This window comes from Kitasatospora sp. NPDC048662, assembly GCF_055587065.1.
On sequence record NZ_JBVJHA010000002.1, the window covers coordinates 328,375 to 353,482 of the forward strand.

Genomic DNA, 25,108 nt, shown 5'->3' on the forward strand with positions numbered 1-25,108 from the left:
CCACGACATACCCGACATGAACCACATCGTCGGCACCCACGACCTCCTCCTCGTCACCCTCGACACCCTCCGCTTCGACGTCGCCGAGGAGCTTCTCGCCGCCGGCCGCCTCCCCAACCTCGCCCGGGTGATCCCGAACGGCCGGTGGGAGCGCCGCCACTCCCCCGGCAGCTTCACCTACGCCGCCCACCAGGCGATCCTGGCCGGCTTCCTGCCCACGCCCGCCTCGCCGAACGGCCCGCACCCGCGGCTGTTCGCGGCGCGTTTCGCCGGATCCGAGTCGACCGAGTCCCGCACCTGGGTGTTCGACGCGCCCGACCTGCCGACGGCCCTCGCCGCGACCGGGTACCGCACGGTCTGCATCGGTGGCGTCGGGTTCTTCAACAAGCAGGGCCCGCTGGGCTCCGTTCTCCCGGGGCTGTTCCAGGAGAGCCACTGGGCACCGGAGTTGGGCGTCCCGTCCCCGACCTCCTTCGAGTCGCAGGTGGCGGTGGCCGAGCGGATCACCGCCGAACAGCCGGCCGACCAGCCGCTGTTCCTGTTCGTCAACGTCTCCGCGCTGCACCAGCCGAACTGGTTCCACCTCCCGGGCGCGACCCGCGAGGACGGCGACTCCCGGGCCAGCCACGCCGCCGCGCTGGAGTACGTGGACGCGCACCTGGGGCGGCTGTTCGCGGCGATGTCCGCCCGCCGTCCGTGTTTCGCGATCGTCTGCTCGGACCACGGCACGGCGTACGGCGAGGACGGCTACACCGGTCACCGGATCGGCCACGAAGTGGTCTGGACGGTGCCGTACGCGCACTTCACCCTCCCGGCCATGCCCCAGGAACAGCCATGACAGCGACCCTCCAGTCCCCGTACCAGTCGTACGTGTACGCCTACCCGCACAAGACGGCCTATCGCCCGCTGCCCGACCGCCCGCCGCTGGCGGAGCTGTGGCGGGGTGAGAAGCAGGACGCCCTCTCGCTGTACCTGCACATCCCGTTCTGCGAGGTGCGCTGCGGCTTCTGCAACCTGTTCACCCGGATCGGCAGCCCGGAGGGCCTGACCACGGCCTACCTGGACGCGCTGGAGCGGCAGGCCGTCCAGGTCCGGGAGGCGCTCGCGGACACCGCCGGATTCGCTCTCGCGGCGTTCGGCGGCGGCACGCCCACCTACCTGACGGCGGCCGAGCTGGAGCGCCTCTGCGACATCGCCGAGCACCGGATGGGCGCGGACCTGCGGGCCGTCCCGCTCTCCGTCGAGGCCTCCCCCGACACCGCCACCGCGGACCGCCTCAAGGTGCTGGCCGAGCGCGGCACCACCCGGCTGAGCCTGGGCGTGCAGTCGTTCCTGGACGAGGAGGCCAGATCGGCGGTCCGGCCACAGAAGCGGGCGGCGGTGGAGGCGGCGCTCGGCCGGGTCCGGGACGCCGGCTTCCCGGTGCTGAACATCGACCTGATCTACGGCATCGACGGCCAGACGCCCGCCAGCTGGATCACGTCCCTGGACGCGGCGCTGCGCTGGCAGCCCGAGGAGCTGTACCTGTACCCGCTGTACGTCCGTCCGCTGACCGGCCTCGGCCGCCACACGGACACCACGCCCTCCCCCGAGTGGGACGCTCAGCGCCTGGCGCTGTACCGGGCCGGCCGCGACCACCTGCTGGCGCACGGCTACCAGCAGGTGTCGATGCGGATGTTCCGCCGGGCCGGCGCGGCGAGCGCGAGCGCCGGCGAGTACGCCTGCCAGACCGACGGCATGGTGGGCCTGGGCTGCGGGGCGCGTTCGTACACCTCGAAGCTGCACTACTCCTTCGACTACGCGGTGGACGCCCGCGAGGTGCGCCGGATCATCGACGACTACGTGGCCGCACCGGACTTCACCCGCGCCGAACTGGGCTGGGCGATGACGGACGAGGAGACCCGCCGCCGCCACCTGGTGCAGTCGCTGCTGCAGGGCGAGGGCGTCGACCTGGCGGCCTACCGGGAGCGCTTCGGCAGCACCCCCGAGCAGGACTTCCCGTCCGAGCTGGCCGAATTCGCCGCCAACGGCTGGCTGGCCGGCACCGAGCACCGGCTGCTGCTCACCCCGGAGGGCCTGGCCTGGTCGGACGCGATCGGCCCGCGGCTGTTCTCCGCCGGGGTGCGCGCGCGGATGGCGGAGTACTCGCCGAGATGAGCGCGCTGACGATCCTCTACCGGGGCCCGCTGTCCTCCTGCGACTACGACTGCCCGTACTGCCCGTTCGCCAAGCGGCGGGACACCCCGGAGCTGCTGCGCACCGACCGGGCCGCGCTGGAGCGGTTCACCGCCTGGGCGGCGGCGTACCGGCACGGCGGCCTGTCCGTCCTGTTCACGCCGTGGGGCGAGGGCCTGGTGCGGTCCTGGTACCGGCGGTCGATGGTGGAGCTGAGCCGGCTGCCGCACCTGGAGCGGGTGGCGATCCAGACCAACGCGAGCTGCCGCACCGACTGGCTGGCCGAGGCGGACCTGTCGAAGCTGGCGCTCTGGGTGACGTACCACCCGGGCCAGGTGACGGAGCAGCGCTTCCTCGCCAAGTGCGCCGAACTGACGGCGCTGGGCGTGCGGTTCAGCGTCGGCGTGGTCGGCCAACCGGAGCACCTGGCGGCGGCCCGCCGGCTGCGCGCGGCCCTGCCGCCGTCCGTCTATCTGTGGGTGAACGCGGCCGACGGGCTCACCTACACCGACGCGGAGGCGGCCGAGTGGACGGAGCTGGACCCGCTGTTCGGCTACAGCCGCCGCCCGCACCGCAGCGCGGGCCTGCCGTGCCGCACCGGAGAGAGCGTGGTGTCGGTGGACGGGGACGGCACGATGCGCCGCTGCCACTTCGTCCGGCCACCGCTGGGCAACCTGTACGACGACTCCTACCGGGCTCAACTGCGGCCCCGGGCCTGCCCGTTGGGCGAGTGCGACTGCCACATCGGCTATGTGCACCTGGAGTCGCTGCCGCTGTACGACGTGTTCGCGGGCGGAGTGCTGGAGCGCATCCCGCACGGCTGGTGAGGCCCACGGCACCTGACAAGTGAACGGTGCTCAGCGGACCTCGGCGAGGAAGGCGCGGGTGCACTCGTGCTGAGGGGCGTCCACGGCACCGCCCTGGTCGATGCCTTCCTGCCCCGGCACGCCCTCGACCGCACCGCCGACCCGCTGCTGCGCCGGCTGCTGCACGAGGGCCGGATCGGCGAGGAACACCTCACCGACCCCGACGGCCACAGCTACCGCTCCGGCCTGATCCGCACCGACCCGGACGCCCGGCTGCTCGATCCCGCCCTCGGCGGCCACCCGCACCCGCGCCGCACCGCCCTCGGTGCCCCCACCACCACCCGCGCCCCCGCCGCCTTCGCCCGCCCCCGCACGGACGCCCCGGCCTTCCGTCAGGACGACACGGTCGCCCGGCGGCTGCTGGCGGAGCTGCAGAAAGACGCCTGACCACCACCCCACGACACCCGCCGCCGTACCGGATACGCTCCAAGCACCCCGAGCCCTCCGGAGAGTCCGCCATGGCCAAGCAGCCCCCGCACCGCGACCCCGCCCAGGACGCGCCGCACGTCGGGCCCCCGGCCCACGCCGCCGCCGGGCTGCCCGCCATCGGGCACACCCTGCGGATGGCCGCCGACCAGATGTCGCCGGGCCGGGTGCTGTCCACCCTGCGCAAGGTCAACCAGCAGGGCGGCTTCGACTGCCCGGGCTGCGCCTGGCCCGATCCGGACAAGCCGCACCTGGCGGAGTTCTGCGAGAACGGCGCGAAGGCGGTCACCGAGGAGGCCACCGAGCGCCGGATCACCCCCGCGTTCTTCGCCGCCCACCCGGTCGCCGAACTCGCCGAGCGCTCCGGCTACTGGCTCGGCCAGCAGGGCCGGCTCACCACCCCGATGCTGCTCGACGAGGGCGCCACCCACTACGCCCCGATCGGCTGGGACGAGGCGTTCGCGCTGATCGCCGCCGAACTCACCGCGCTGGACTCCCCGAACGAGGCCGCGTTCTACACCTCCGGGCGGACGTCCAACGAGGCGGCCTTCGCCTACCAGCTGTTCGCCCGCCGGCTGGGCACCAACAACCTGCCCGACTGCTCCAACATGTGCCACGAGTCCTCGGGTTCGGCGCTCACCGAGACCCTCGGGGTCGGCAAGGGCAGCGTCTCGCTCAAGGATCTGTACCAGGCCGACCTGATCATCGTCGCGGGCCAGAACCCGGGCACCAACCACCCCCGGATGCTCTCCGCGCTGGAGCGTGCCAAGCGGGCCGGCGCGAAGATCGTCAGCGTCAACCCCCTGCCCGAGGCCGGCCTGGAGCGGTTCAAGAACCCGCAGACCCCGCGCGGCCTGGTCGGCGGCGGCACCAAGCTCACCGACCTGTTCCTGCAGATCCGCCTCGGCGGCGACCTGGCGCTGTTCCGGGCGCTGAACCACCTGCTGCTCACCACTCCCGGCGCGGTGGACGAGGCCTTCGTCGCCGAACACTGCGCCGGGTATCAGGAGTTCGCCACCGAGGCCGCCGAACTCGACCGCCCGGCCACGCTGGCCGCCACCGGCCTGCCCTGGGAGCAGATCGAGGAACTGCACCGGCTGGTGCTCTCCTCGCAGAAGATCATCGTCTGCTGGGCGATGGGCCTGACCCAGCACAAGCACTCGGTGCCGACCATCCGCGAGGTGGTCAACTTCCTGCTGCTGCGCGGCAACGTCGGCCGCCCCGGCGCCGGCGTCTGCCCGGTGCGCGGGCACAGCAACGTGCAGGGCGACCGCACCATGGGCATCTTCGAACGCCCCAGCACCGCGTTCCTGGACGCCCTGGGCAAGGAGTTCGCGTTCGAGCCGCCGCGCGAGCACGGCCACGACACCGTCGACACCATACGGGCGATGCGCGACGGCCGGATACGCGTCTTCTTCGCGATGGGCGGCAACTTCGTCTCCGCCAGCCCCGACACCGACGCCACCGAGGCCGCGATGCGCCGCTGCCGGCTGACCGTGCACGTCTCCACCAAGCTGAACCGCTCGCACGTCATCACCGGCGCCCGGGCGCTGATCCTGCCCACCCTGGGCCGCTCCGACCGGGACCTCAGCACGCTCGGCCCGCAGTTCGTCAGCGTCGAGGACTCCATGGGCATGGTGCACTCCTCGCGCGGCGGTCTACGCCCGCCCGCGCCCGACCTGCTCTCCGAGGTGGCGATCGTCAGCCGGCTGGCCCGCGCCGCGCTCGGCCCGCAGGACCCCACGCCGTGGGAGGAGTTCGCCCGCGACTACGACCTGATCCGGGACCGGATCGCCCGCGTCGTCCCCGGCTTCGACGACTTCAACACCAGGGTCCGCCGCCCCGGCGGCTTCGCCCTGCCGCACGCCCCGCGCGACAGCCGCAGCTTCCCCACCGCCACCGGCAAGGCCAACTTCACCGTCAACCCGCTCACCGCCCCCGACGTCCCGCCGGGCCGGCTGCTGCTCCAGACGCTCCGCTCGCACGACCAGTACAACACCACCGTGTACGGCCTGAACGACCGCTACCGGGGCATCACCGGCGGCCGCCGGGTGGTCCTGGTCAACCCCGCCGACGCGGCCGGACTCGGCCTCGCCGACGGGCAGTTCGTCGACCTGGTGGGCGAGTGGAAGGACGGCGTGGAGCGCCGCGCCCCGCACTTCCGGGTGGTGCACTACCCGGTGGCCAGGGGCGGCGCGGCCGCCTACTACCCGGAGACCAACGTGCTGGTGCCGCTGGACTCCACCGCGGACATCAGCAACACCCCGACCTCCAAGGCCGTGGTGGTCCGCCTGGAGCCCACCACCCGCCCCGCCGAAGCCTGACCCACCGAAGTCCGACCCACCGAAGCCTGACCCGCCGGGCCGCCGTCCCTCGACGGTGGCCCGTCAGCGGCCGGTCAGCGGCCGGTCGGCGCGGCCGACCCCGGCCCGGAGGCCGACGCGGACCCGGACGGCGAGCCGGAGGCCGACCCGCTCGCCGAACCGCTGGGCGAGCTGCTCGAACCGGTGCTCGGCGAGCCGCTGCCACTGGGCTGCGACGGGCTGGTGCCGGGGTTGTTGGGCTTCGGGTCCGGCGACGGAACGTTCGGCGCGGGCGTGCCGGGGGCGGGCGTGCCCGGTGCCGGCGGGGGCGGCAGCGTGGACGCCTTGGCGGGCCCGATCTTCGAGCCGCCGACCTTCACGTCCGGCACCTTCCACTCACCGCCCGCCTCGTCCGCCGAGTCGTCCGGGTCGGGCCGGACGGCGCCCAGGATCGGCATCGCGCCGACCTGCGACACCTTCACCACGTCGCCGGTGCGCGGGGCCTGCACGATCAGGCCGCCGCCGATGTACATCCCGATGTGGGTGGCGCCGCCGTAGTAGACCACCAGGTCGCCGGGGCGGATCTGGTTCAGCGGCACGTGCTTGAGCTGCGCCCACTGCTCCTGGCTGGTGCGCGGAATGGCCTTCCCGGCGTGCAGCCAGGCCTGCGAGGTGAGGCCCGAGCAGTCGAACACGTCCGGCCCGGAGCCGCCCCACACGTAGTCCTTGCCGAGCTGCTGGATCGCCCACTGCACCGCCTTGCGGCCCATCGCGGACGGCGTGCGCTCGCCCTTGCCGAGCGCACCGGAGGCCAGGAAGGTCAGCTGCGCCTGGTCGGCCTGCTGCTTCTCCAGCTCCTCCAGCTCGCTGCGCTGGGCGCCGGTGAGCGAGCCGACCAGGGTCTCCACGTCGGCCAGCTTCTTGGCCACGGTGTTCTTCTGCTGCTCCTGCTGGGTGGCCAGCGCCTGCGCGTCGGCCAGCGCCTGCTGGGCGGCCAGCTGCGCGGCGGCCAGCGCGTCCCGGTCGGACTTCAGCCGGTCCAGGAACGCCTTCTGCGAGCGCCCGGCGGAGTCCAGCAGTTCGGCGATCACCACCGCCTCGTACGGGTCCTTGGCCAGCAGCATCTCGGCGTACCCGGATATCTGGCTGTTGCGGTACTGCGCGCCCGCCAGCTGGGCGGCCAGGTCGTTGCCGGTGTCCACGGCCTCCTGCTGCCGCCCCACCCGGGCGTTCAGGTCCTGGACGGTGGCCTGCTGCTCGGCGAGCCGGGCGACCGTGCCGTTGTACTGCTCGGTGGCGGCCTCGGCCTCCTGGTAGAAGGTGTGCAGCTGCTCCAGCAGCGGGCCCAGGGTCCGCTTGGCCTCGGCCAACGGGTCGGCGCCGGGGGTGCCGGGGGCGGCGGACGAGGTGCCCGGGTCCGGCGCGGCGTACGCGGCGGAGGCGAACGGCAGGGCCAGTGCGGCGACGGCGATCACCGCCCCGCAACGCAGCGCGGCCCGCACCCACGGCCGCAGTCCGGTCGATTCCGCGCGCTGCCCTGCCCCCATCGGCCGGCCCTCCCCTGGTCTCGTCGGCGATCGGACCGATCCTGCCATGTCCAGGGGGGTTCCCGGCAGGTGGCCAGGGGAGCGTGAAGTGAATTCTCATCCGCGCCGGAGTGTGACAACCCTCTCATCAACCGCTGCGATCTCCATGGGAAACCGACGTTCCGGCAACTTCCGCGCCACTCACGGAACCATGACTCCGCGCCGAGTTAACCTCCCGTTCACCGAGGCTTCCTACGGTCACCGAGGACAGCAACGTCAGTCCGACCACTTCGACGATTGTTTGGGTATGGAACACATCACGTTCCTGGTGGCCGTTGTGATCATCACGGCGCTCGCCTTCGACTTCACGAACGGCTTCCACGACACCGCCAACGCGATGGCCACCTCCATCGCCACCGGCGCCCTCAAGCCCAAGGTCGCCGTGGCCATCGCCGCGGTGCTGAACTTCGCCGGCGCATTCCTCTCGGTCAAGGTGGCCACCACCATCTCGGGCGGCATCGTCAACGAGAAGGCCGGACTGCAACCCTCGATCATCTTCGCCGCCTTGGTCGGCGCGATCCTGTGGAACCTGCTGACCTGGCTGAAGGGCCTGCCCTCGTCCTCCTCGCACGCCCTGTACGGCGGCCTGATCGGCGCGACCATCGTTGGCGCCGGCATCAGCGGGGTCAACTTCTCCACCGTGGTCTCCAAGATCCTGATCCCGGCGGTGGCCTCCCCGATCATCGCGGGCGTGGCCTCCTGGGGCGCCACCAAGATCGCCTACCTGATCAGCGGGAACTCCCCGAAGAAGTCCACCGAGAAGGGCTTCCGCCGGGGCCAGGTCTTCTCCTCCTCGCTGATCTCGCTGGCGCACGGCACCAACGACGCGCAGAAGACCATGGGCATCATCACGCTGACCCTGATCTCGGCCGGCCAGCTGCACAAGGGCGACGGCCCGCCGACCTGGGTGATCATCAGCTCCGGCCTGGCGATCGCGCTGGGCACCTACATGGGCGGCTGGCGGATCATCCGCTCGTTGGGCTCCGGCCTGGCCGACATCCGGCCGCCGCAGGGCTTCTCCTCGGAGACCGCCGCCGCCACCGTGATCCTGACCTCCTCGCACATGGGCTACGGCCTGTCCACCACCCAGGTCTGCTCCGGCGGCATCATGGGCGCGGGCCTGGGCGGCCCGTCGGGCAAGCTGCGCTGGGGCATGGTCCGCCGCATGGTCTACACCTGGGGCCTGACCCTGCCGGCCGCCGCCGTGGTGTCCGGGCTGGCCGCCCTGATCGCCGACCAGGGCGACTGGGGCGTGGCCGTGGTCGGCGTGGCGCTGGTGCTCGGCGCCGGCTCGATGTGGATGATCTCCCGCCGCCAGCCGGTGCACGCCGACAACGTGAACGACAGCGAGACGGTGGACCTGCCGGTCACCGGCGGCCCGACCGGCCAGACCACCATCGCGGCCTGAGAGGACAACGAACCATGCACATCAAGTGGGCCGCTCTGGCCGAGACCGCGGGCGTCAGCCTGGCCGTCACCCTCGCGGTGGTCACCGTCTTCGCGCTGGGCAACCTGGCGCTCTCCCGCCGCGAGGCGGCCGTCGAAGCGGGCACCGGCAAGGGCGTCCCGGCCTTGGTGGCCGCAGGCGTGTGCTTCGCCGCCTGCGCGGCGGTGGTGCTGTACGGCATCTCGCTGATCGCCGCCAAGTAGCGCCGGGCGAGCAGACACGACGAAGGGCCCCGCCATCCGGCGGGGCCCTTCACGCATGTCGGCAGCGATCAGTCCGTGACCAGTTCCGCGGCCTTGCCGGCCGGGGCGGCGGCCCCGGGGTCGTCACTGGTGGTGCGCAGCGGCACCTCGCGGATGAACAGCACCAGCAGGAAGCCGACCACGGCGAACGGGGCGGCGACCAGGAACACGGTGCCGACGCCGTGCCCGAACGCGTCGGTGACCAGCGGGACGATCCGCCCGGGCAGCGCGTGCAGGTCGGGGATGCCGTCGCCGCCGCCCGCGGGGGCGGGCAGGCCGGCCTTGACGAAGTTCTCCGCCATGTACGAGGCGACCTTGTGCCCCAGCAGCGCGCCGAGCGCGGAGACGCCCATCGCGCCGCCCATGGTGCGGAAGAAGGTGACCACCGAGCTGGCCGCGCCGAGCTCGTGGCGCGGGACGGTGTTCTGCACCGCGAGCACCAGGTTCTGGCTGGTCATGCCGAGTCCGATGCCGGCCACCGCCATGTAGAGCGCGAGCAGCCCGTACGGAGTGTCGGCCCGGGCGGTGCCCATCAGGCCGAGCCCGACGGCGAGCAGCACGGTGCCGCCGACCAGGTAGCCCTTCCACTTGCCGTACTTGGTGATGAGCTTGCCGGCCACGGTGGAGGAGACCGCGAGGCCGAGGATCATCGGCAGGGTGAGCAGGCCGGCCTGGGTCGGGGTCTTCTCCTTGGCGAGCTGGAAGTACTGGCCGAGGAAGGTGGTGGTGCCATACATGCCGACGCCGACGAAGGCGGAGGCCACCGAGGCGAGCGCGACGGTGCGGTGGCGGAACAGGTCGAGCGGGATCAGCGGTTCGGCGGCGCGCTTCTCGACGGCGACGAACAGCCCGGCCAGCGCCAGGCCGCCGAGCACCATCACCGCGGTCTGCCAGGACAGCCAGTCGTAGTTCTTGCCGGCCAGCGAGATCCAGATCATCAGCAGGCTGACGGAGGCGGTGATCAGCACCGCGCCCAGGTAGTCGATCTTCGGCTTGCGGACGGTCTGCTCGGGGAGCTTGAGGGTGCGCTGGAGCACCAGGATGGCGAGCAGGGCGAACGGGACGCCGACGTAGAAGCACCAGCGCCAGCCGAGCCAGGAGGTGTCCACGATGACGCCGCCGATCAGCGGGCCGCCGATGGTGGCGAGCGCGAACACCGCGCCGAAGTAGCCGCTGTAGCGGCCGCGCTCGCGCGGCGGGACCATCGCGGCCAGGCAGATCTGGCCGAGCGCGATCACACCGCCGGCCCCGATGCCCTGCAGGACGCGGCAGAAGATCAGCATGCCGATGCTCTGCGAGAGGCCGGCCAGCGCCGAGGAGAGCACGTAGATCACCATGGCGATCTGGACCAGCAGCTTCTTGCTGACCAGGTCGGAGAGCTTGCCCCAGAGCGGGGTGGCGGCGGTGATCGACAGCAGGGCGGCGGTGACCACCCAGGTGTAGGCGGACTCGCCGCCGTGCAGGTCGGTGAGGATCCGCGGGAGGGCGTTGGAGACGACCGTGGAGGACAGCACGGCCACGAACAGGCCGAGCAGCAGGCCCGAGAGGGCTTCGAGCACTTGGCGGTGGGACATCCGGGTCTGCGGTACTGCCTGGGGGGTCGTCGACATGCGCTTCCTTCGACCGTGAAAAGTTCGTTGCCTCAAGCAACTATACGCGGATAGTTGACTGGGGCAACTTTCTTCAAGCCAAAGTAAAGGGGCTTCCCAAAACCCCAGGTCAGAGCCGGTCAGAGCCGGTCAGATCCCTTCGGTCAGCTCGTTGAACCGCTCCAGCAGCCGCGCGAACTGCTCCAGCTCGCCCACCTCCCACGCCGCCAGCGAAGCCCGGAAGCGCCCCATCCGCACCTCCCGGGCCGCCGCGAACCGCCGCTCGCCCTCCTCGGTCAGCGACACCAGCGAAGCCCGCCGGTCCAGCGGATCGGTCTCCCGGCGCAGCAGCCCCAGCTCCTCGATCGCCCGGATCTGCCGGCTCACCGTGGCCTTGCCCACGCCGAAGTGCAGCCCGATGTCGGTCACCCGGGCCTGCCCGGACTCCCGGATGAACGCGAGCAGCACGTACGCCCCGGCCTCCAGCTCGGGGTGCACCAGGCGGGAGACCTCGGCCGCCCGCGCCCTGCTGCGCCGGAACAGCGTCGCCACCTCGCGCTCGACCGCGAGAAATGCCAGTTCGGCGGCGTTCGGATCCGCCACGGGGTCGTTCATGGCGCTCAGTATCGCGCAGCCTGCATTTTCCCCGGGGCGCAACTGTTTCATGATATTAAGTATCCGATTTGTGTACTGGTACCGGATTGATAGGGAGATGCCCGCACATGGCAGAGCCTGCGAAGGGCTTCGTCAACGAGCTCAAGGACGCGGTGACCCCCCGCGCGTTCTTCCTGGTGGTGGCCGTCCTGCTGCTCCAGCTCGGCTTCATCACCTCGTACGTGGGCGCGCTCCACCAGCCGAAGCCGCACGAGCTGTCGATCGCCGTGGTCGCGCCGCCCGAGATCGCCCCGAAGCTGACCGCCGCCCTGGAGTCCGTCCCGGACAACGCGGTGCGTGCCTCCGTCGAACCCGACGCGGAGACCGCGAAGGCCCGGATCAAGGACCAGAAGATCTACGCGGCCTGGGTGTTCGACCCGGCCGGCACCCAGGACACCCTGCTGGTCGCGGAGGCCCGCGGCCCGGCCGCCTCCGGCGCCGCCGAGCTGATCGTCACCAAGGTGGCGGCCGCCCAGCACCGCACCGTCGAGGTGCAGGACACCATTCCGCTGGCCTCCGGCGACGGCAAGGGCCTGTCCAGCTTCTACCTGGTGGTCGGCTGGTGCGTCGGCGGCTACCTGGTCGCCTCGATCCTCGGCGTCAGCGCCGGCGCCCGTCCCGCCAACGTCCACCGGGCCGGTGTGCGCCTGGGCACCCTGGCGCTGTACTCGGTCGCCGCGGGCCTCGGTGGCACGCTGATCACCGGACCGATCCTGAACGCGCTGCCCGGCTCGATCCTGGCGCTGAGCGCCGTCGGCGCACTGGTGGTGTTCTCGGTCGGCGCGTTCACCATGGCACTGCAGTGTCTGTTCGACGTCATCGGCATCGGCCTGGCCGTGCTGATCTTCGTGGTGCTGGGCAATCCCAGCGCGGGCGGCGTCTACCCGCCGCCGCTGCTGCCCACGTTCTGGCGGGCGATCGGCGAGTGGATCCCGAACGGCGCGGGCACCTCGGCCACCCGCTCCATCGCCTACCTGGGCTCGTCCGCGATGGCGATGCCGCTGACGGTGCTGGCGGTCTGGGCCGCCATCGGCGTCGCGGTCACCTTCGTCGCGGCGTCCCGCCCGCCGGTCGTCGGCCGCCCCGCCCCGACGGAGGCGTGAGCGGCCGTCACGGAAGGGGGCGGGGTCAGACCCGCTCGGTCGCCCGCCCCTGCTCCGCGGTCTTCACCCGTTCCGACAACCGGGTGAACACGTACCGGTTCATCGCCCAGTAGCGGAACACCATCGCCAGCAGGGTGCCCAGGATCATGCCGCTGACGAAGTCGGCGACCTCCTCGGTGAAGTGGCTGACGTGCGGCTGACGCAGCTCGAACACGTAGCGCGAGGCCGCCAGCGGAAGGTTGTTCACACCCACCGCGAGGGCGCTGACCACCACGAACAGCACCGTCTCACGGTGCTTGCCCGCGGCCCGGAACGACCACTGTCGGTTCAGCACGTACGACACGCCGGTCGCGATCACGGTCGCGATGGTCAGCGCGACGATCGGCTTGGTCTTCAGGACGGTCATCTTCAGAGCGAAGTTGATCACCATGGTGAGCAGGAAGCACGTTCCTCCGACCACGAGGAACTTCACCAACTTGCGGTGCTTGACCAGGAACGGACGGAACGACTCCGGCATTGCGGTCAGCGCGCGCTGCGTAGGGGACGGCATGCCGGAAGTCTGCCATGGGCCCGGATCGGCAACCACCGAGGGCCGGGGAGTGGACGCTCCCCGGCCCCTCGGCCGCCGTCAGGCCGCCGCGACCAGCACTTCGGCCGGCTCCAGCGCCAGCCGCAGCACCTCCCGGACATCGGACACGGCGTGCACCGTGAGCCGCTCCAGCACCTCGGCGGGGATGTCGTCCAGATCCGCCTCGTTGCGCTTCGGGATGATCACCGTGGTGACCCCGGCCCGGTCCGCGGCCAGCAGCTTCTGCTTGACCCCGCCGATCGGCAGCACCCGGCCGGTCAGCGACACCTCGCCGGTCATCGCCACATCGGTGCGCACCTTGCGCCCCGACAGCAGCGAGGCCAGCGCCGTGGTCATCGTGATGCCCGCGCTCGGGCCGTCCTTCGGCACCGCGCCGGCCGGCACGTGCAGGTGGATGCCCCGCTCGCGCAGGCCCGTCACCGGCAGCTCCAGCTCGGCACCGCGCGACCGCAGGTAGGAGAGCGCGATGTGCGCCGACTCCTTCATCACGTCGCCCAGCTGCCCGGTCAGCGTCAGCCCGGTCGAGCCGGTCTCCGCGTCCGCCAGCGACGCCTCGATGTACAGGACGTCACCGCCGGCCCCGGTCACCGCCAGTCCGGTCGCCACCCCGGGCACCGCGGTGCGCCGCTCGGCCGGCTCCTGCGCCGACTCCGGCACGTGGTGCGGCCGGCCCAGCAGCTCGCGCAGGTCGTCCGGGCCGATCGCGGCGGGCAGTTCGCGCTCGCCCAGCTCGATCTGCGCCGCGACCTTGCGCAGGATCCGCGCGATCGACCGCTCCAGGTTCCGGACGCCCGCCTCCCGGGTGTACTCGGCGGCGAGCCGGCGCAGCGCCTCCTCGCCCACCGTCAGCTGCTCCGCGGCCAGGCCCGCCTTGGCGAGCTGGCGGGGCAGCAGGTGGTCGCGGGCGATGGCGACCTTCTCGTCCTCGGTGTAGCCGTCCAGCCGGACCAGGTCCATCCGGTCCAGCAGCGGCTCCGGGATCGCCTCCAGCACATTGGCGGTGGCCAGGAACACCACGTCGGACAGGTCGAGCTCGACCTCCAGGTAGTGGTCCCGGAAGGTGTGGTTCTGCGCCGGGTCCAGCACCTCCAGCAGCGCCGCCGCCGGGTCGCCCCGGTAGTCCGAGCCGACCTTGTCGATCTCGTCCAGCAACACCACCGGGTTCATCGTCCCGGCCTCCTTGATCGCCCGGACGATCCGGCCGGGGATCGAGCCCACGTACGTCCGCCGGTGGCCGCGAATCTCCGCCTCGTCCCGGACGCCGCCGAGGGCCACCCGGACGAACGACCGGCCCATCGCCTTCGCCACGGATTCGCCGAGCGAGGTCTTTCCCGTCCCCGGAGGGCCGACCAGGGCCAGCACCGCTCCCCCGCGCCGGCCGCCGATCTGCCCGAGGCCCTGCTCGGCCCGGCGCTTGCGCACCGCCAGGTACTCGACGATCCGGTCCTTCACGTCCGCCAGCCCGTTGTGGTCGGCGTCCAGCACGGCCCGCGCACCGGCCAGGTCGTACGAATCCTCGGAGCGCTCGTTCCACGGCAGCTCCAGCACGGTGTCCAGCCAGGTGCGGATCCACGAGCCCTCGGGCGACTGGTCACTGGAACGCTCCAGCTTGTCGACCTCCTTGAGCGCCGCCTCCCGCACCTTCTCCGGCAGCTCCGCCGCCTCCACCCGCGCCCGGTAGTCGTCCTCCGAACCTGCCTCACCGTTCAGCTCGGCCAGCTCCTTGCGGACGGCCTCCAGCTGGCGGCGCAGCAGGAACTCCTTCTGCTGCTTGGCGACGCCCTCCTCGACGTCCTTGCGGATGGTGTCGTTGACCTCCTCCTCCGCGAGGTGCTCGCGCAGCAGCCCCAGCGCGTACTCCAGCCGGGCCGGACGGTCGGCCTCCAGCAGCACCTTCAGCTTCTGCTCGGCGGTGGCGAACGGCGCGTACCCGATGTTGTCCGCGAGCTCGCCGATGTCCTCGATCGCGGCCACCCGGTCGACGATCTGCCACGCTCCGCGCTTGCGCAGCCACTTGGTGGACAGCGCCTTGTACTCCTTGACCAGCTCGGCCGCGCGGCCCGCCACCGGCAGCCCGGCGTCCGACTCCTGGAACGGCGTGGTCTCCACCCACAGCGCCGCCCCCGGCCCGGTCGTCCCCCGGCCGATCCGCACCCGGCGCACGGCCCGCACCAGCGCCGCCGGATCCCCGTCCGCCAGCCGCCCGACCTGCTCGACCGTCGCCAGCGCTCCCACCGCCGCGTACGACCCGTCCAGCCGCGGCACCAGCAGCACCTGCGGCTTGCCCCCGTTGCTCCCCGCCCTGGCCGCCTCCACGGCGGCCCTCACCTCCGGATCCGAAAGCTCCAGCGGAACCACCATGCCAGGGAGCACCACCTCGTCGTCGAGGGGCAGCACGGGCAGAGTGAGCGGAACGGACGTCGATGCCATGATCTCTCCCCAGTCAGTGAAGTTGAGCTGACCTGACTAAGGTTTGCGACACCTCAATTGTTCCCCGCCGGCTGTTCACTCCGAGAGAAACTCCCCCGGAGGATCGCAGCACCCTCAATGACCTGCTACGAAGCAGCAGTCGCGGCCTTCCAGGCCCTGGCCCGCTCCGGCCCGCGCGGCCCCCGGCCCCGCCTCAGCCACGGCCACAGCCCGACTCCGAGCAGCAACGCGGCGGGGTGCCCGACCGAAGTCACCAGATCGGGGTCGGACAGCAACTGGTGTCCGATCAACGCCAGCCCCGCCCCCAGCGCGAGGGCCCGCCCCGGCCGCGGCAGCAGCCCGGCCAGCCCGCCGAGAGAGGCCAGCACTCCGTAACTGACCCCGATGTCCATCGCGTCCAGCACATCGGGCCCTGCCGCCCCCCCCGCCACAGTGGCGACAGCCACCCCCTGCGAGAGCAGCGTCGCCCCGATGTGCCCGGCTCCGAAGACGCCGAGGGCACGGAGTCCCCCGGCCCGCCGTTCAAGAGGTGCGACGGTGAAGAGGAAGGCCCAGAAGTAGGGCGCCCACACCGAGCCGGCGACCCACAGGCCGCTGCCGATGAGGGAGACCACGGGGTGGACGAGCAGGTTGTGCGCGTCGGTGGAGGACACCGACTGGAGCCGGTGCACCGTCTCGGGGTCGCCGAAGCGGGCGTAGAGCGTGGTGCCGAGCAGCAGGGCGAGGTAACCGAGCGCGAACGGGTTCGTTCGCGGGGTGGGGACGGCCCGCAGGCCGGGGCGGATCAGCCGTCGTCGCAGTGCCGCGCTGGTCATCGTGCCTCCCGAACGCCTCGTCGGCCCCACGATACGGGTGGCAGGTGAGAGGTGTCTGGGTAAGTCCTGTGAAGACCGCTGTCCGTGCATATGCCGCTCGCACACGTACCGTTACAGGTCGCAAGTGCTTTGGGTAAGGTACTGGCCCGTGCCCGTCCGAACGGGGACCTGCCAAGCATGACGGTGCGCGGCCGGAATCCTCCGGTCGGCCCCGCCCGGGCGGGTGCGGCGTCCGTACGCTGCCAGGTGCAGCACCGGCGGGCGGGGCAACAGCCCACGACGGAACAAGACGACTACGACGCGGAGCCCGCTGTCCCCACAGGCGGCCGGCCCGCAGCCCTGGGGGCGGTGGCGTGACCGTGACAGAGATCCAGCAAGAGACGATCAGCAGTGGGCCGGTGGGTACCCAGCGACGGGTGCTCGTCGTGGAGGACGAGCCGACCATCGCGGAGTCGATCGCGGCGCGGCTGGGAGCCGAGGGCTTCAAGGTGGCGGTGGCCCACGACGGGCCGGGCGCGGTGGACGGGTTCCACACCTGGCAGCCCGACCTGGTGGTGCTCGACATCATGCTGCCGGGCTTCGACGGCCTGGAGGTGTGCCGCCGGATCCAGGCCCAGCGCCCGGTGCCGGTGCTGATGCTGACCGCACGGGACGACGAGACGGACCTGCTGGTCGGTCTGGGCGTCGGCGCGGACGACTACATGACCAAGCCGTTCTCGATGCGCGAGCTCGCGGCCCGGGTGAACGTGCTGCTGCGCCGGGTGGAGCGCGCCCAGCAGGCGGCCCGCACTCCGGCTCTCGGCAGCCTGCGTTTCGGCGAACTGGAGATCGACCACGTGCAGCGCCGGGTCCGGCTGGGTTCGGGCGACGTGCACCTGACGCCGACCGAGTTCGACCTGCTGGCCTGCCTGGCCGCGCAGCCGCGCGCCGTGCTGACCCGCGAGCAGCTGCTGGCCGAGGTGTGGGACTGGACCGACGCGTCCGGCACCCGCACGGTGGACAGCCACGTGAAGGCGCTGCGCCGGAAGATCGGCGCCAGCTGGATCCGCACGGTGCACGGCGTGGGCTACGCGCTGGAGGCTCCGCTGTCCTGACCGGGCGCCGCCGGTCCGGGCCTCCGGGGGGCCCGCGCGGCGGTCCGGTCGTGCACGGGGGACGAGTTCTGGGGACACATGACTTTTCCACAGCAACGCAACGGGGAATCCGAGCCGACCCCGCGGCCCCCGCTGGCAGTGCGCGCCGCGCGCCGGGTGTGGGCCGACATCCGCCCGTTCGATCCGGTGCGCTCGGTCAAGGGCAAGCTGGCGATGCTGGTGGTGGTCTCGGTGGTGCTGGCCACCGGCATGGTGGTGGTGGCGATCCGCTCGGAGACCCAGATCCGCATCATCATGATCTTCTCGCTGATCGCCTCGCTGCTGTTCATGCAGTTCCTGGCGAACGGTCTGACCGCGCCGCTGCGGGACATGACGGCGGCGGCCCGGTCGATGGCCGAGGGCGACTACACCGCCCGGGTGAACGTCTCCTCCCGGGACGAGATCGGCGAGCTGGCCGACACCTTCAACCGGATGGCGGGCGACCTGGAGGCCGCCGACCGGCACCGCCGCGAGCTGATCGCCAACGTCTCGCACGAACTGCGCACGCCGATCGCGGCCCTGCGCGGCCTGCTGGAGAACGTGGTGGACGGCGTGGTGAAGCCGGATCCGAAGAACCTGGGCACCGCGCTGGAGCAGACCGAGCGCCTGGGCCGGCTGGTCACCCACCTGCTGGACCTGTCGAAGCTCGACGACGGCGTGGTCCCGCTGGACTGCCGCCCGTTCCAGGTGCGGGAGTTCCTGGACGGCGTGCTGCGGGGCGTGACGGTGGACGGCGCGACGGCGGGCGGCGCGTACGCCCGGCGCGAAGACGTGCGGCTGGCGCTCGATGTGCAACCGGCCGACCTGTCGGCGGTGGCGGACGCGGAACGGCTGCACCAGGTGGTGGCCAATCTGGTGGACAACGCCTGCAAGCACTCGCCGGCCGGCGGCACCGTGACGGTGCGGGCCCGGGGGGCGGAGGACGGCGGGTTGCTGCTGGAGGTGGAGGACCAGGGCCCGGGCATTCCGGTCGCCGACCGGGAGCGGGTGTTCGAGCGGTTCGGCCGCAGCGGTTCGCCGACCGCGCTCGGCCCGGGCAGTGACGGCGGGACCGGCCTGGGTCTGGCCATCGCCCGTTGGGCGGTGGATCTGCACGGCGGACGGATCCGGGTGGCGGAGGCCGCCGCGGGCTGCCGGATCGAGGTCGCCCTGCCGGGTGAGAGCGTGATCACCTCGTGATCGCCGCCCGGTTTGTGGCGGAACCGGTACAAACCATGTTTCGAGGCCGGGCCGGGACGGTCAACCAGCGGCCCCGCCCGGCCAGTTCGTCCGATTTTCACTCGATATGGCAGCGAACGACCCGTCCACCGCTTCCCTGCTTTTCGTCATCTCTAACGCACAGTTCCGGCCAAAATCCGGTCCACCGATGTGATCTGGGCGACGCCTGAGCATCGGGGACTGCGCGATCACTCATCGGAGGCGTAGCCTTAATCCCCGCTGTCCACCATCCCAAAAGGAAGCGGAAGAGGGCGGTTGCCCCGTGTCGCCACACCAAGAAACCCCCAGCTCGGCAAGCTCCACTGGCTTCGGCCCCAATGAGTGGCTCGTCGACGAGATCTACCAGCAGTACCTCCAGGACCCGGCTTCGGTCGATCGCGCCTGGTGGGACTTTTTCGCCGACTACAAGCCCGGTACCGAGGTGACTCCCGTGACCCAGGCCGCAACCCCGGTCGGCGCCCAGCCGGCCCCTGTTGCCGCTCCCGTTGCTGCTGCCCCGGCCGCGCCCGCAGCCCCCGCTCCGGCCGCCGCCCCGGCGCCCGCGCAGCCGGTGGCTTCCGCGCCGCTGGCCGCCGCTCCCGCCGCCCCGCCCGCGCCGAAGGCCGCGGCTCCGGCCGCCGCCGCGAAGGCCGCCGCCGAGGGCCCGGAGCTGGTGCAGCTGCGCGGCCCGGCGAAGGCCGTGGCGTCGAACATGGATGCTTCGCTGGAGGTTCCGACCGCCACCTCGGTGCGCGCGGTGCCCGCCAAGCTGCTGATCGACAACCGCATCGTCATCAACAACCACCTGCAGCGTGCCCGCGGCGGCAAGGTCTCCTTCACCCACCTGATCGGCTACGCGCTGGTCCAGGCCGTGAAGGCCAACCCGGGCATGAACTACAGCTACAAGGTGGAGGACGGCAAGTCCTACCTGGTGAAGCCCGAGCACGTGAACCTGGGCCTCGCCATCGACCTGGTCAAGCCGAACGGCGACCGCCAGCTGGTCGTCGCGGCCATCAAGAAGGCCGAGACGCTCGACTTCTTCGGCTTCTGGCAGGCCTACGAGGACATCGTCCGCCGGGCCCGCGCCAACAAGCTGACCATGGACGACTTCACCGGCGTCACGGTCTCGCTGACCAACCCGGGCGGCATCGGCACCGTGCACTCCGTGCCGCGCCTGATGCAGAACCAGGGCACCATCGTCGGCGTCGGCGCGATGGAGTACCCGGCCGAGTTCCAGGGCTCCTCCCCGGAGACCCTGGCCCGCCTGGGCGTCTCCAAGATCATGACGCTCACCTCGACCTACGACCACCGGGTCATCCAGGGCGCGGCCTCGGGCGAGTTCCTCCGCTCGATCCACCAGCTGCTGCTGGGCGGGAACAACTTCTACGACGAGGTGTTCGAGGCTCTGCGGATCCCGTACGAGCCGGTGCGCTGGGCCACCGACGTGGCGACCACGCACGACGACGAGGTCAACAAGACCGCGCGCGTCATGGAGCTCATCCACTCCTACCGGGTCCGCGGTCACCTGATGGCCGACACCGACCCGCTGGAGTACATGCAGCGCAAGCACCCCGACCTGGACGTCACCACGCACGGCCTCACCCTGTGGGACCTGGAGCGCGAGTTCGCGGTGGGCGGCTTCGGCGGCCAGAAGATGATGAAGCTCCGCGACATCCTCGGCCTGCTGCGCAACACGTACTGCCGCACCGTCGGCATCGAGTACATGCACATCCAGGACCCGGCGCAGCGCAAGTGGCTGCAGGAGCGCCTGGAGAAGCCGTACACCAAGCCGGAGCGCGAGGAGCAGCTGCGCGTCCTGCGCCGACTGAACTCGGCCGAGGCCTTCGAGACCTTCCTGCAGACCAAGTACGTCGGGCAGAAGCGTTTCTCGCTGGAGGGCGGCGAGTCGCTCATCCCGCTGCTGGACGCCACCATCGACGCCGCCGCCGAGCACCGCCTCGACGAGGCCGTCATCGGCATGGCGCACCGCGGCCGCCTGAACGTGCTGGCGAACATCGTCGGCAAGCCGTTCGGCAAGATCTTCGGCGAGTTCGAGGGCAACCTCGACCCGAAGTCGATGCACGGCTCGGGCGACGTGAAGTACCACCTGGGCTCGGAGGGCACCTTCACCGGCCTGGACGGCGAGACCATCAAGGTGTCGCTGGCCGCGAACCCGTCCCACCTGGAGACCGTCGACCCGGTCGTCGAGGGCATCGCCCGCGCCAAGCAGGACATCCTGGACTTCGGCGGCACGACCTTCCCGGTGCTGCCGATCCAGATCCACGGCGACGCGGCCTTCGCGGGCCAGGGCGTGGTCGCGGAGACCCTGAACATGTCGCAGCTGCGCGGCTACCGCACCGGCGGCACCGTGCACATCGTGGTCAACAACCAGGTCGGCTTCACCGCCGCCCCGACCTCCTCGCGCTCGTCGATGTACTGCACCGACGTGGCCCGGATGATCGAGGCGCCGATCTTCCACGTGAACGGCGACGACCCGGAGGCCGTGGTCCGCGTCGCGCGGCTCGCCTTCGAGTTCCGCCAGGCGTTCCACAAGGACGTCGTGATCGACCTCATCTGCTACCGCCGCCGCGGTCACAACGAGGCCGACAACCCGTCGTTCACCCAGCCGCTGATGTACGACCTGATCGACAAGAAGCGTTCGGTGCGCAAGCTGTACACCGAGGCGCTGATCGGTCGCGGCGACATCACCATGGAAGAGGCGGAGCAGGCGCTCCAGGACTTCCAGGGCCAGCTGGAGAAGGTGTTCGCCGAGGTCCGCGAGGCCACCGCCGCCCCGGCGCCGGCCGAGACCGGCCGCCCGGTCGCGAACTTCCCGGTGGCCATCCAGACCGGCATCTCCGCCGAGATGATCAAGCGGATCGCCGCCTCGCAGGTCAACCTGCCGGACTGGCTGACCGTCCACCCGCGTCTGCTGCCGCAGCTGCAGCGCCGCGCCGCCTCGGTCGAGGACAACACCATCGACTGGGCGACCGGCGAGGCGCTCGCCATCGGCTCGCTGCTGATGGAGGGCCACCCGGTCCGCCTGGCCGGCCAGGACTCCCGCCGCGGCACCTTCGGTCAGCGCCACGCGGTGCTGATCGACCGGAACACCGGCGAGGACTACACCCCGCTGATGTACCTGACCGAGGACCAGGCCCGCTTCACCGTCTACGACTCGCTGCTCAGCGAGTACGCGGCGATGGGCTTCGAGTACGGCTACTCGCTGACCCGCCCGAACGCGCTGGTCATGTGGGAGGCGCAGTTCGGCGACTTCGTCAACGGCGCGCAGACCATGGTCGACGAGTACATCGCGTCCGCCGAGCAGAAGTGGGGCCAGCACTCCGGCGTCACCCTGCTGCTGCCGCACGGCATGGAGGGCCAGGGCCCGGACCACTCGTCCGCCCGCCCGGAGCGCTTCCTGGCGCTGTGCGCGCAGGACAACATGACGGTCGCCATGCCGACCCTGCCGTCGAACTACTTCCACCTGCTGCGCTGGCAGGCGCACAACCCGCACCACAAGCCGCTGGTCGTCTTCACCCCGAAGTCGATGCTGCGTCTGAAGGCCGCGGCGTCCTCGGCGTCCGAGTTCATGAGCGGCTCGTTCCGCCCGGTGATCGGCGACAGCACGGTGGACCCGGCGCAGGTGCGCAAGGTGGTCATCACCTCCGGCAAGTTCTACTACGACCTGGAGGCGGCCCGGACCGACCGCGGCATCACCGACACCGCGATCGTCCGCGTCGAGCGCCTGTACCCGCTGCCGATCGCGGAGCTCCAGGAGGAGCTGGCCCGCTACGGCGAGGGTGTCCAGTTCGTCTGGGCGCAGGAGGAGCCGGCCAACCAGGGTGCCTGGCCGTTCATCGCGATGAACCTGGTCGATCACCTGCAGGTCGTCATCGGCCGCTCGGCCAACGGTGGCGCCCGTCTGCGCCGCGTCGCCCGCACGGCCTCCTCGGCCCCCGCGGTCGGCTCGGCCAAGCGGCACGCCGCCGAGCAGGCGGCCCTGATCGACGAGGTGTTCGCGCTCTGACGCGCTGACGCCCGCCAAGGCCCTGTCGGCCCCCGTCCCCGGTCTCCGGGGGCGGGGGTCGCGGCGTTTCCGGACTTCGTCAACGCCCTTGCCCCGCAAGGGGGCTGACGGATCGGTAGGTTGTCCCTGGTCGTTTTTCCACCACCGGGCCGCAGGGTCTCCAGTCGGGGCGCGGCCGGGCCGGGTTCACTCGCACCGAGGGGGATTCGCCGCATGACATCCGACCGTCCGCCGCACTCCGTCCCGCCTCCGCCGGTCTTCCAGCCACTGCATCCGGACGATCCGCGCGAGGTCGGCGGCTACCGGCTGTTCGCCCGGCTGGGCTCGGGCGGCATGGGCCGGGTCTATCTGTCGTACACGCCGGGCGGGCGGCCGGTGGCGCTGAAGGTGGTCCGCCCGGAGTTCGCCGAGGACGGCGAGTTCCGGCGCCGGTTCGCGCAGGAGGTGCGCAGCGCGCAGCGGATCCACGGGCTGTACACCGCGCAGGTGATCGACTCGGGCGGCCTGGACACCGGCGCGCCGTGGCTGGTCACCTCGTACGTGCCGGGGCCGTCGCTGCAGCAGGTGGTGCGCGAGCACGGGGCGCTGCCGGTGCGCACGGTGCTGCTCCTGGTGGGCGGCATCGCGGAGGCGCTGCAGGCGATCCACAGCGTCCAGGTGGTGGCCCGGCGCGACGACGCCCACCACCGCCTCCTCCAACGGCGCGCTCCCACCCGCGCCGTCGAGCCCCGCGCCGTCGAGCCCCCCGCCGTCGGGCCCCGCGCCGAGCGTCTCCGACTCGCCCAGGGCGCCCGCGTCGGCGGGCGGCAGCTACCTCGCGGTGTACGAGAACCGGGAGCTGGCCTCGCCCGGCGCGGCGTACGGCTTCGACCTGCCGAACGGCCGGGTGGCACCGAGCGGGACGCCGGCCACGTTCGTGGACCCGACGTCGGACGGACTGTCGCTGGACACCGACTACGACCTGTACATCGGCAGGTCGGACCCGCTCACCCCGCAGCAGTGCTCGGACGCCATCGACCGGAGCCCCGGCGCCCACCTGAGGTGGGAGGACCTGCCGGTCGGGCGGCTGTTCTGCGTCCGCAGCCGTAAGGACCGCAGCGTCGCGGTGGTCCGGATCGTCAGCCACGAAGCGGGCTCCGACGCCGTCCGGATCTCGCTCGGCTACTACCGGTACGACGGCTGATCGGGGCGCACTATCCTGGGCGGCGGCGTACCAGAACCACCCACCGGAGCGAGTAACCGTGTACTTCACCGACCGCGGCATCGAGGAGCTGGAGAGCCGGCGTGGCGAGGAGGAGGTCACTTTCGAGTGGCTGGCCGAGCGCCTGCGCGAGTTCGTGGACCTGAACCCGGACTTCGAGGTGCCGGTGGAGCGGCTGGCCACCTGGCTGGCCCGGCTGGACGACGAGGACGAGGACTGACGCACCGTCACCAGTGCGGCCCGGTAGGCGTTTCCGCCTCCCGGGCCGCCGCCGTTCCAGGGGTCGCCCTCGGGGTGGGGTCGGGGTCGGCCGGGGGTGCGGTCCGGGTCCGGTTCGGGGTCGGATCTCCTTGACTTCCGCCCGACGCGATATATCGTAAATATCAACGACAACGCGATACATCGCGTATGGGAGGACGGGGAGCCGGACATGTTCCAGCGGACGGTAGACAGCAGCGAGACCATCACCTTCGACGAGACCGTGCACATCCTGCACGTCCGGGCCGTCGACGGCACCGTGAACGTGGTCCCCACCGAGGGACCGGCCCGCCTCGAAGTGGCCGCCCTGGAAGGTGAGCCGCTCCAGGTGACCCTGCTCGACGGAGTGCTCACCGTCAGCTACAAGGACCTCAGCTGGGCCGAGTTCGGCGAGGCCGCGAAGTCCGTGCAGACCGTCAAGTCCTACTTCTCCGGCCTGCGCCGCAAGCGCCGGGTCGAGGTCACGGTGGCCGTCCCGGCCGCCGCCGCGGTCAAGGTCGGCACGGTCTCCGCGCACGCCACCGTCTCCGGCATCGCCGGCGAGGTCGGCGTGCACGGCGCCAGCGGCGACACCACGCTGGCCGGGCTGACCGGCCTGGTCTCCGCCAACACCGTCTCCGGCGACGTGGACGCCGAGGGCCTGTCCGGCGAGCTGAAGGTCAACACGGTCTCCGGCGCGGTCACCCTGGTGGCCGGCAGCGCCACCCGGATCCGCGCCCACTCGGTGTCCGGCGCGGTCACCCTCGACCTGGACGCCGCCACCCCCACCGACATCAGCGTGACCACCGTCTCCGGCCCGGTCGGCGTCCGGCTGCCCTCCTTCGCCGACGCCAAGGTCGAGGCCGGCACCACCAGCGGCACCCTCTCCAGCGCCTTCGACGAGCTCAGCGTCGGCGGCGGCTGGGGCTCCAAGAAGCTCTCCGGTCAGCTCGGCTCCGGCGCCGGCCGCCTCCAGGTGACCACCGTCACCGGCGCGGTCACCGTCCAGCGCCGCCCCGACGCGGAGGAGGACCGGCCGGTCAAGGAACTGCCCGCCGGCCCGCTCGACCTGACCAAGGAGGCCTGAA

19 protein-coding genes and 2 pseudogenes are annotated in these 25,108 nt (G+C 71.7%); 15 read left to right on the forward strand and 6 right to left on the reverse strand.

Going from position 1 to position 25,108, the window contains the following annotated elements:
- Positions 1 to 16: 16 nt before the first annotated feature.
- The 5 genes from ACZ6R9_RS07430 (at position 17) to ACZ6R9_RS07450 (ending at position 5,791) form a co-directional block, all read left to right on the forward strand.
- The gene (locus tag ACZ6R9_RS07430; RefSeq protein WP_465537682.1) at positions 17 to 838 is read left to right on the forward strand and encodes an STM4013/SEN3800 family hydrolase; all 822 of its coding nucleotides are present in this window, start codon (positions 17 to 19) and stop codon (positions 836 to 838) included.
- Complete coding sequence (locus ACZ6R9_RS07435; protein ID WP_465537059.1) at positions 835 to 2,157, forward strand: STM4012 family radical SAM protein; 1,323 nt, start codon at positions 835 to 837, stop codon at positions 2,155 to 2,157. Before ACZ6R9_RS07430 ends, ACZ6R9_RS07435 begins: the two co-directional genes overlap by 4 nt.
- The gene (locus tag ACZ6R9_RS07440) at positions 2,154 to 3,002 is read left to right on the forward strand and encodes an STM4011 family radical SAM protein (protein WP_465537061.1); all 849 of its coding nucleotides are present in this window, start codon (positions 2,154 to 2,156) and stop codon (positions 3,000 to 3,002) included. The genes ACZ6R9_RS07435 and ACZ6R9_RS07440 overlap by 4 nt, the downstream gene beginning before the upstream one ends.
- A 66-nt stretch (positions 3,003 to 3,068) precedes the next feature.
- The gene (locus ACZ6R9_RS07445; RefSeq protein ID WP_465537063.1) at positions 3,069 to 3,428 is read left to right on the forward strand and encodes a hypothetical protein; all 360 of its coding nucleotides are present in this window, start codon (positions 3,069 to 3,071) and stop codon (positions 3,426 to 3,428) included.
- Between the two features lie 71 nt (positions 3,429 to 3,499).
- Positions 3,500 to 5,791 carry an FdhF/YdeP family oxidoreductase gene (locus ACZ6R9_RS07450; RefSeq protein ID WP_465537064.1) on the forward strand — a complete coding sequence of 764 codons (2,292 nt, stop codon included), beginning with the start codon at positions 3,500 to 3,502 and terminating at the stop codon, positions 5,789 to 5,791.
- Between the two features lie 74 nt (positions 5,792 to 5,865).
- Here ACZ6R9_RS07450 and ACZ6R9_RS07455 read toward each other — a convergent pair whose 3' ends face one another.
- Complete coding sequence (locus tag ACZ6R9_RS07455; protein ID WP_465537066.1) at positions 5,866 to 7,317, reverse strand: C40 family peptidase; 1,452 nt, start codon at positions 7,315 to 7,317, stop codon at positions 5,866 to 5,868.
- A gap of 286 nt (positions 7,318 to 7,603) precedes the next feature.
- Here ACZ6R9_RS07455 and ACZ6R9_RS07460 point away from each other — a divergent pair, with 286 nt between their 5' ends.
- Complete coding sequence (locus ACZ6R9_RS07460) at positions 7,604 to 8,764, forward strand: inorganic phosphate transporter (protein ID WP_380482266.1); 1,161 nt, start codon at positions 7,604 to 7,606, stop codon at positions 8,762 to 8,764.
- Positions 8,765 to 8,778: 14 nt separating this feature from the next.
- A complete protein-coding gene (locus ACZ6R9_RS07465) occupies positions 8,779 to 9,006 on the forward strand; it encodes a hypothetical protein (protein WP_380482268.1) in 228 nt (75 codons plus the stop codon).
- 83 nt (positions 9,007 to 9,089) lie between these two features.
- Here ACZ6R9_RS07465 and ACZ6R9_RS07470 read toward each other — a convergent pair.
- Positions 9,090 to 10,619, reverse strand: a pseudogene (locus ACZ6R9_RS07470) (MDR family MFS transporter); the annotation flags it as partial.
- 165 nt (positions 10,620 to 10,784) lie between these two features.
- Positions 10,785 to 11,249 (reverse strand): MarR family winged helix-turn-helix transcriptional regulator, encoded by a 465-nt coding sequence (locus ACZ6R9_RS07475; protein ID WP_380482272.1) that lies wholly within the window; start codon positions 11,247 to 11,249, stop codon positions 10,785 to 10,787.
- A 107-nt stretch (positions 11,250 to 11,356) separates the two neighbouring features.
- Between ACZ6R9_RS07475 and ACZ6R9_RS07480 the strand changes: the two genes are divergently transcribed.
- Entirely contained in the window at positions 11,357 to 12,391 is a 1,035-nt protein-coding gene (locus ACZ6R9_RS07480) for an ABC-2 transporter permease (RefSeq protein WP_380482274.1), read from the forward strand.
- Positions 12,392 to 12,416: 25 nt separating this feature from the next.
- On the opposite strand, the gene ACZ6R9_RS07485 is transcribed toward ACZ6R9_RS07480, so the two are convergent.
- The 3 genes from ACZ6R9_RS07485 to ACZ6R9_RS07495 all read right to left on the reverse strand — a co-directional run bounded on the left by ACZ6R9_RS07485 (position 12,417) and on the right by ACZ6R9_RS07495 (position 16,225).
- Entirely contained in the window at positions 12,417 to 12,941 is a 525-nt protein-coding gene (locus ACZ6R9_RS07485) for a GtrA family protein (RefSeq protein WP_465537068.1), read from the reverse strand.
- A gap of 78 nt (positions 12,942 to 13,019) precedes the next feature.
- The gene (lon, locus tag ACZ6R9_RS07490) at positions 13,020 to 15,410 is read right to left on the reverse strand and encodes an endopeptidase La (RefSeq protein ID WP_465537070.1); all 2,391 of its coding nucleotides are present in this window, start codon (positions 15,408 to 15,410) and stop codon (positions 13,020 to 13,022) included.
- 125 nt (positions 15,411 to 15,535) lie between these two features.
- Positions 15,536 to 16,225 carry a rhomboid-like protein gene (locus ACZ6R9_RS07495; protein ID WP_380482279.1) on the reverse strand — a complete coding sequence of 230 codons (690 nt, stop codon included), beginning with the start codon at positions 16,223 to 16,225 and terminating at the stop codon, positions 15,536 to 15,538.
- A 359-nt stretch (positions 16,226 to 16,584) separates the two neighbouring features.
- On the opposite strand from ACZ6R9_RS07495, the gene ACZ6R9_RS07500 reads away from it, so the two are divergent.
- The 7 genes and pseudogenes from ACZ6R9_RS07500 (at position 16,585) to ACZ6R9_RS07530 (ending at position 25,107) form a co-directional block, all read left to right on the forward strand.
- The gene (locus tag ACZ6R9_RS07500; RefSeq protein WP_014138042.1) at positions 16,585 to 17,319 is read left to right on the forward strand and encodes a response regulator transcription factor; all 735 of its coding nucleotides are present in this window, start codon (positions 16,585 to 16,587) and stop codon (positions 17,317 to 17,319) included.
- Positions 17,320 to 17,397: 78 nt separating this feature from the next.
- On the forward strand, positions 17,398 to 18,537 hold the full coding sequence (locus ACZ6R9_RS07505) for a HAMP domain-containing sensor histidine kinase (RefSeq protein ID WP_465537072.1): 1,140 nt from the start codon (positions 17,398 to 17,400) through the stop codon (positions 18,535 to 18,537).
- Between the two features lie 301 nt (positions 18,538 to 18,838).
- Positions 18,839 to 22,582 (forward strand): multifunctional oxoglutarate decarboxylase/oxoglutarate dehydrogenase thiamine pyrophosphate-binding subunit/dihydrolipoyllysine-residue succinyltransferase subunit, encoded by a 3,744-nt coding sequence (locus ACZ6R9_RS07510; RefSeq protein ID WP_380482283.1) that lies wholly within the window; start codon positions 18,839 to 18,841, stop codon positions 22,580 to 22,582.
- A gap of 213 nt (positions 22,583 to 22,795) precedes the next feature.
- Positions 22,796 to 23,251: pseudogene (locus ACZ6R9_RS07515) on the forward strand (protein kinase domain-containing protein); the annotation flags it as partial.
- Between the two features lie 151 nt (positions 23,252 to 23,402).
- Positions 23,403 to 23,765, forward strand: coding sequence for a hypothetical protein (locus tag ACZ6R9_RS07520; protein ID WP_380482355.1), 363 nt, complete (start codon positions 23,403 to 23,405; stop codon positions 23,763 to 23,765).
- Between the two features lie 58 nt (positions 23,766 to 23,823).
- Positions 23,824 to 24,003 (forward strand): DUF6104 family protein, encoded by a 180-nt coding sequence (locus ACZ6R9_RS07525; protein ID WP_035866044.1) that lies wholly within the window; start codon positions 23,824 to 23,826, stop codon positions 24,001 to 24,003.
- 210 nt (positions 24,004 to 24,213) lie between these two features.
- Positions 24,214 to 25,107 (forward strand): DUF4097 family beta strand repeat-containing protein, encoded by an 894-nt coding sequence (locus tag ACZ6R9_RS07530; protein WP_465537074.1) that lies wholly within the window; start codon positions 24,214 to 24,216, stop codon positions 25,105 to 25,107.
- Position 25,108: the final 1 nt, after the last annotated feature.